Source organism: Cellulomonas bogoriensis 69B4 = DSM 16987 (assembly GCF_000767165.1).
Lineage (GTDB): Bacteria > Actinomycetota > Actinomycetes > Actinomycetales > Cellulomonadaceae > Actinotalea > Actinotalea bogoriensis.
In genome coordinates, this window is record NZ_AXCZ01000166.1 from 1 (window position 1) to 5,993 (window position 5,993).

4 protein-coding genes and 1 pseudogene are annotated in these 5,993 nt (G+C 73.6%); 4 read left to right on the forward strand and 1 reads right to left on the reverse strand.

What is annotated here, in order from left to right; translation table 11 throughout:
* Positions 1-367, forward strand: a pseudogene (locus N869_RS12225) (hypothetical protein); the annotation flags it as partial.
* Positions 364-1,176: a WecB/TagA/CpsF family glycosyltransferase gene (locus N869_RS12230; RefSeq protein WP_052105505.1), complete on the forward strand. Its 813-nt coding sequence runs from the start codon at positions 364-366 to the stop codon at positions 1,174-1,176. The pseudogene N869_RS12225 and the gene N869_RS12230, both read left to right, overlap by 4 nt.
* On the opposite strand, the gene N869_RS12235 is transcribed toward N869_RS12230, so the two are convergent.
* On the reverse strand, positions 1,146-1,847 hold the full coding sequence (locus N869_RS12235; protein ID WP_035062108.1) for a hypothetical protein: 702 nt from the start codon (positions 1,845-1,847) through the stop codon (positions 1,146-1,148). The two genes, N869_RS12230 and N869_RS12235, sit on opposite strands and share 31 nt — an antisense overlap.
* A 107-nt stretch (positions 1,848-1,954) precedes the next feature.
* Here N869_RS12235 and N869_RS12240 point away from each other — a divergent pair, with 107 nt between their 5' ends.
* A complete protein-coding gene (locus N869_RS12240; RefSeq protein ID WP_035062109.1) occupies positions 1,955-3,457 on the forward strand; it encodes a lipopolysaccharide biosynthesis protein in 1,503 nt (500 codons plus the stop codon).
* 147 nt (positions 3,458-3,604) lie between these two features.
* On the forward strand, positions 3,605-5,993 hold a 2,389-nt coding region (locus N869_RS12245), incomplete at its 3' end, for a fibronectin type III domain-containing protein (protein WP_035062110.1).

The following is a 5,993-nucleotide window of genomic DNA, read 5'->3' on the forward strand; positions in this document are numbered from 1 at the left end:
GAGCCGGTCGGCCGTGCAGAGGCTGGCGCAGGCGGCCGTGGTGCTGGTCGAACGTGGCGTCAGTCGCTCGGCCGAGGTCCGTCGCGATGCCCGGGCCCTGACCGAGGCCGGCGTCGCCGTCCTCGGCGCCGTGGCCGTCCCGCGCGGCAGGCGACCGCAGCCGCTCGTTCCTGAGCCGCAGCCCCGCGTGCTGGAGCCGCAGCCCCTGTACCCCGAGGACCTGGCCCCGTCGGTCCCTGAGGGTGAGCCCGAGGACCTGGCCCCGTCGGTCCCTGAGGGTGAGCCCGAGGACCAGGCCCCCCCGATCCCTGAGGGTGAGCCCGAGGGCCAGGCCGACCGGCCTGCCGCGGCGGAGGTCACCCGATGAGCGCGGTCACCGCACATCCGGCGGCCGACGTGGTCGTCGGGGTCCGTGTGCACGCAGTGGGGATGGCGGCTGCCGTCGAGGCGGTCATGACGTGGGTGCGGGCCGCAGGCCCGCCGCGGGTCGCGGTGGGCGTCAACGCCTACGTCTGCACGATGGCGGCCAAGGACGTCGCGTTCTCGGACCTGCTGGACCGGGCCGACCTCGCCTACGCGGACGGGCAGTCCGTGGTGTGGGCCGCCCGTCTCCTGGGTCTGGCGGTGCCCGAGCGGGTCGCGACCACGGACCTGCTGCTGCCGCTGGCCCGGGCGTGCGCCGAGCAGGGTGCGCGGGTCTTCATGCTGGGCGGGGCGCCGGGGGTCGCCGCTCTGGCGGCCGCCGCGCTGCGCGAGCGTGTCCCCGGGCTGGCCGTGGCCACCGCGGACGGGTTCGAGGACCTCGCGGACGAGCAGTCGCTGCTGGCGCGGATCGACGAGCACGGCACCGACGTCCTGCTCGTGGGGCTGGGCGACCCGCTCCAGCAGGTCTGGGCCGACAGGTTCCGGGCGGCGACCGCCGTCCCGGCGATCCTGACCTGCGGCGGCCTGTTCGACTGGGCGAGCGGCCGTCACCGGCGGGCTCCCGCGTGGATGATCCGGGCCGGCCTCGAGTGGGCGTGGCGTCTGATGATCGAACCGCGTCGGCTCGCACGCCGGTACCTGGTGGGCAACGTGGACTTCCTCGCCCGCCTGGGGGCCCAGCTGGTCGTGCGCACCCTGCGGGGCCGGGTCAGGTCGTCGCGTCAGCAGTCCGGGTCGTCGGCGAACCCGTGACCGGTCAGCAACCACACCCCATCGGTCTCGGTGAACGTGTACGCGTTCACCGAGCGCGGTGGGCGGGCGCCCACGAGCTCGCCCTGACCGTCGCGGACCTCCACCTCCGAGGCGTCCACGCAGGCGTGCACCGTGATCTGGGGCGGGTCGGCGTCGAGCAGCTCCTCGACCACGTCCAGGTCGATCACCCGCGGGTCGCCGGTCACGGTCCAGCCGTTCGCCTCGAACTCCGCGGCGTCGGCCTCGAGCGCTCCCCGGACCGCGCCACCCGCGACCGTGACGGCCGCGGGCTCGACCTCGCCGTTCAGCACCGGGCCGGTCAGGTCCAGCAGCGCGTCGACCAGCGCAGAGGCGTCGTCCGGGTCGGTGGGCGCGGCTGTGGGAGGGGCCAGGTCACCGGTCTCTGCGGGGGGAGCGGGGTCGTCGTCCGGGCCCGGTGCGGTGGTGGGGTCGGCGGTCTGGGTACCCGGCGTGTCGGCTCCCGGTCCGGGGGTGGGGTCACCGGCCCGCGCGCTCCACAGCGCCCAGCTGCCGGCGCCCACGGCCAGGGCCGCGACGAGCACCAGGCCCAGTGCGCGACCGGTGACCGGGGCGCGTGCACCGACCTGCTGGTCGTGGTCCTGCGCTTGCGTCTGCGGCTGGTCCGTCGCGTCGTCGGTGCTCTCGGCCACCGTGGCCTCCTGTCGTTCGGCTCCCACCAGGATCCCAGACGTACGCGCACCGCGGCAGGCCCTCACGGGCGACACGCCACCCGGGTGCCCCGACGGAGCGGTGCGCGGTGACGGCGACCTCCGACCGGGCCGAGCAGACCCGGGACCTCGCCCGGTCCGGGGCCGTGAGCTTCGTCGGCGCCGCGGGCAGCGCCGCGCTCGGGTTCGCCCTGACGGTCGTCCTGGCCCGGTCCCTGGGCGAGGTCGGCTCGGGCGTCGTCCTCCAGATGGTGGGTGTCTTCGCGATCGCGATGAGCCTGGCCAAGCTGGGCATGGACTCGGTGGCCGTCTGGTTGATGCCACGCCTGGACGACCCGCAGGAGATCCGCGGCTGCCTGACCTTCATGGCTGCCGTAGCTGCCGCGTGCGGCACCGTCGCCGGCCTCCTCGTCGTGGTCACCGCACGCGGCCTCGTCGGCGCCGGGAGCACCGGCACCGACGAGCTCGTCCGTGCGCTGCATGCCGTCGGGTGGTTCCTGCCCGTGGGCGTCCTGGTGCTGGTGCTCCTGGCCGCCACCCGCGGGCTCGGTGGGGTCCTGCCCTACGTCGCCGTCGGGAGCCTGGGCCTGCCCGCAGCCCGACCGGTCCTGGTCCTGCTCGTCGTCGGTGCGGGCGGTTCGGCCGTGGCCGCGTCCCTGGCCTGGGCCGCGCCCCTGCCCGTGGCGATGCTCGCGGCCCTCCTGGTGCTGCGCTCCCAGGTGCGCCGTCGCGAAGCAGGAACCCGCGGGCCCTGGTGGCCCCGCCGGTCACGCCGCCGGGCGGTGGTCCGCTACGCCCTCCCCAGGACGGCCTCAGCCGGTCTGGAGCAGTCGGTCCTCTGGCTCGACGTGCTCCTGGTCGGTGCGATCGCGGGCACGGCCGCGGCCGGTGTCTACGGTGCGGCCAGTCGCCTGGTGATGGCGGGGCTGGTCGTCGACACCGCGGTCCGGGTGGTGGTCTCCCCGCGGTTCAGCGGTCTGCTGCACCACGGGCGCCTGGCCGACCTGCAGGACCTGTACCGGACGGCTGCGACCTGGCTGGTGCTGTTCTCCACACCTGTCTACGTCGTCCTGGCCGTGTTCGGCAGCGTGGTCCTGGGATGGTTCGGCCCGGGGTTCGCCGCCGGTGCACCCGTCCTGGTCATCTTGTCGGTCGGTGCCGTCGTGGCGCTCGCTGCCGGGAACGTCCACTCGGTGCTCCTCATGAGCGGGCACAGCGGGTGGGCGGCGCTGAACAAGGCCGTCGTCGTCGTGCTGAACGTGGTCGGCAACCTGGTCCTGATCCCGTACCTGGGCCTGGCCGGCGCGGCGATCACGTGGGCCGTGAGCATGGTGGTCGACGCCGCGCTCGCCGCCGTCCAGGTGCGGATCCTCGTCGGGGTCGTCGTCGAGCTGCGCGCCGTCGCCTACGGGCTCGCCGTCGCGCTGCTGACGGTCGGGGGCCCCGCACTGGCGGCACGCCTCCTGGTGGGCGCGGACGGCGCGGGCCTGGCCGTCGCCGTCGCGACGGGTGCCGTCGCCCTTGCCACGTGGTGCCTCCTGGACCGCCGCCGCCTGCACCTCGACCAGCTCCTGCCTCGCCGGACGAGGTAGCCGGCCGAGGTCGTGGCCGGCGCTCGTCCCGCAGTTGTCCACAGAATCGTTGCTGCACCTGGGTGAATCACCACCAAACAGGGCATAACGGACCTAGTCTCCCGGTGTGCGGCAGAGGTCGCACCGTTCCCCCCGCGAGGAGAATTCATGCGTACCTCCCGCCCCGCCCCCGTCGTCCGCGCGGCGCTGGTGGCTGCGACCCTGCTGCTCGGCGCAGCGGTGACGACCCCCGCGACCGCCCAGGGGGCCACCACGCCCGCTGTGCTCGACGGTTCTGCGCCCGACAGGGCCGCGGCGTCCTGCTGGGAGATCAAGCAGAACAGCCCCACCAGCCCCGACGGCCCCTACTGGCTGCTCACCCCCGAGCTCCTCGCACCCCAGCAGCACTGGTGCGACATGACCTACGACGGCGGCGGCTGGGTCCTCGTCGGCAAGGGGCGCGAGGGCTGGCAGGAGCACTACCTGGGTCACGGCGACCCAGCAGCCCTCCTGACGCGTGACCGCACCGACTTCAGCACCACGCAGCTGCCGGCCCCCACCGTCGACGCCCTGCTGGGCGGCGAGCGCGTGGACGGTCTCACCGACGGGATCCGGGTCCTGCGCGCCCGCAACGCCACCGGGACCCAGTGGCAGAACCTGACGTTCCAGTACACCTCGCGCGACCGGTGGGTGTGGACGTTCTCCGCCGAGCACCGCACCGCCTGGTACCAGTTCGACGGTGGCACCCGGTGGAACGGTGGTGCCACCGCCAACCTGGGACGCGACAACCTCTGGCAGCGCATGACCACGGGGTTCGTCGCAGGTCAGCAGTGGACCAGCGGTTTCGCCTACGGCACCAGCGTCCGCGACGGGTCCACCAGCCCGACGACGTACCTGTGGTCGGCCGCGGGCAACGGCTCGTCCCCACGCCCGTACGCCGAGGTCTACCTGCGTCCCCGCCTGCTCTCGGCCGAGCTGGACTTCCCCGACGTCCCCGACTCGGGCACTGCGCCCATCACCCAGCGCCCGCTGGCCTCGTCCTACGCGGCCCCGGGCCAGTGGGGTGTATCCGGGCACTTCAACGGACGCACCGCAGAGGGCAACGCCGAGGTCCAGGACTTCGCACAGATCGGCACCTCCGTGTTCGTCGCCGGCAACTTCGCACGGATCCAGCGCGGCGGGGGCACCTGGGGGCCGGACGTCGTGCAGCAGGCCGCGCTCGCGGCGTTCGACGCGCGCACCGGTGAGCTGGTGCGGACGTTCGCACCGGTGTTCGACAACCAAGTGAAGTCCGTGGTCGGGCTTCCTGACGGGACGCTGCTGGCGGCAGGCGACTTCACCGAGGTGAACGGGGTCCCCGCGAGCGGTACCGTCCTGCTGGATCCGGTGACGGGCGCGACCTTGCCCGCCTGGGACCTGCACATGGAGAACCGCATCTCCACGGGGGTGCTCTCGGTGCGCAGCCTGGAGGTTCACGGCCCGTGGGTGTACCTGGGCGGGAGCTTCACCCACCTCTCGGGCGGTGGGGTCACCAACCCGGTGTACGCCAGGCACGCCGCGAGGGTGGCGTGGGCGACCGGGGCGCCCGACCGCGCGTGGAACCCCGAGTTCGACGGCACGTTGATGGACCTGGACGTCCACGACGACGGCGGGACGTTCTACGCCGCCGGGTACTTCACGACCTCCCAGGGCAGGTACGCCAACAAGGCTGCCGCGGTCCTGACGGTCGGCGGGGCCCCGCTGGCGACGCCGACGTGGACCACCGTGTGGAGCGCGTCGGACCGTTCGGGGTACCAGCAGGCGATCCAGCAGGTGGGGGAGCGGGTCTACGCGGGTGGCTCGGAGCACTCCATCTTCGGGTACTCCACGTCCACGTTCGAGCGCTTGAGCGGGTCGATCACCAAGGGAGTGGGGGGCGACTTCCAGGCCCTGGCGACCGATGCCGGCGTGATCTACGGCGGGTGCCACTGCAACAGCTGGTCGTACCAGGACGCCTACACCTGGAGCGCCCTGAACCCCGACTGGACCCAGGCCGACAAGATCAGCTGGCTGGGTGCGTGGGACGTCGCCACCGGTGACTACCTGCCGGCGTTCAACCCGCCGTTCCTGAACAGCAACAACGCCGGGGCCTGGGCCCTGTTCGTGGACGACGCCGGCACGGTGTGGGCCGGCGGTGACTTCACGGGCGCCCGGACCAGCCCGACCACCAGCCAGTGGGCGGGTGGCTTCGTCCGGTTCCCGCAGGTGGACCACAGCGCACCGAGCGCGCCGGGGTCGTTCAGCGTCCTGGCAGCCGACGAGGAGTCGGTGGAGCTGGTGTGGTCGCCGTCGACCGACGACGCGGGTGTGACGGGCTACGAGGTCCTGCGTGACGACAGGGTCGTGGCGATGACCGCAGAGCTGAGCCTGAGCGTGCCCCGGGGGGGAGAGAACCGTTTCGCGGTCCGCGCGGTCGATGCCGCGGGCAACCGCTCTGCGAGCACAGAGGTCCTCACCGAGCTCGACCCGGACCCGGGTGCGGTGAACCCGTTGCTGGTGCCGGCGGGGTCGGAGTGGT

Excerpts from the sequence above, each read along its gene's own strand:
- N869_RS12230 (WP_052105505.1), top strand. The coding sequence starts at position 364 with ATGAGCGCGGTCACCGCACATCCGGCGGCCGACGTGGTCGTCGGGGTC.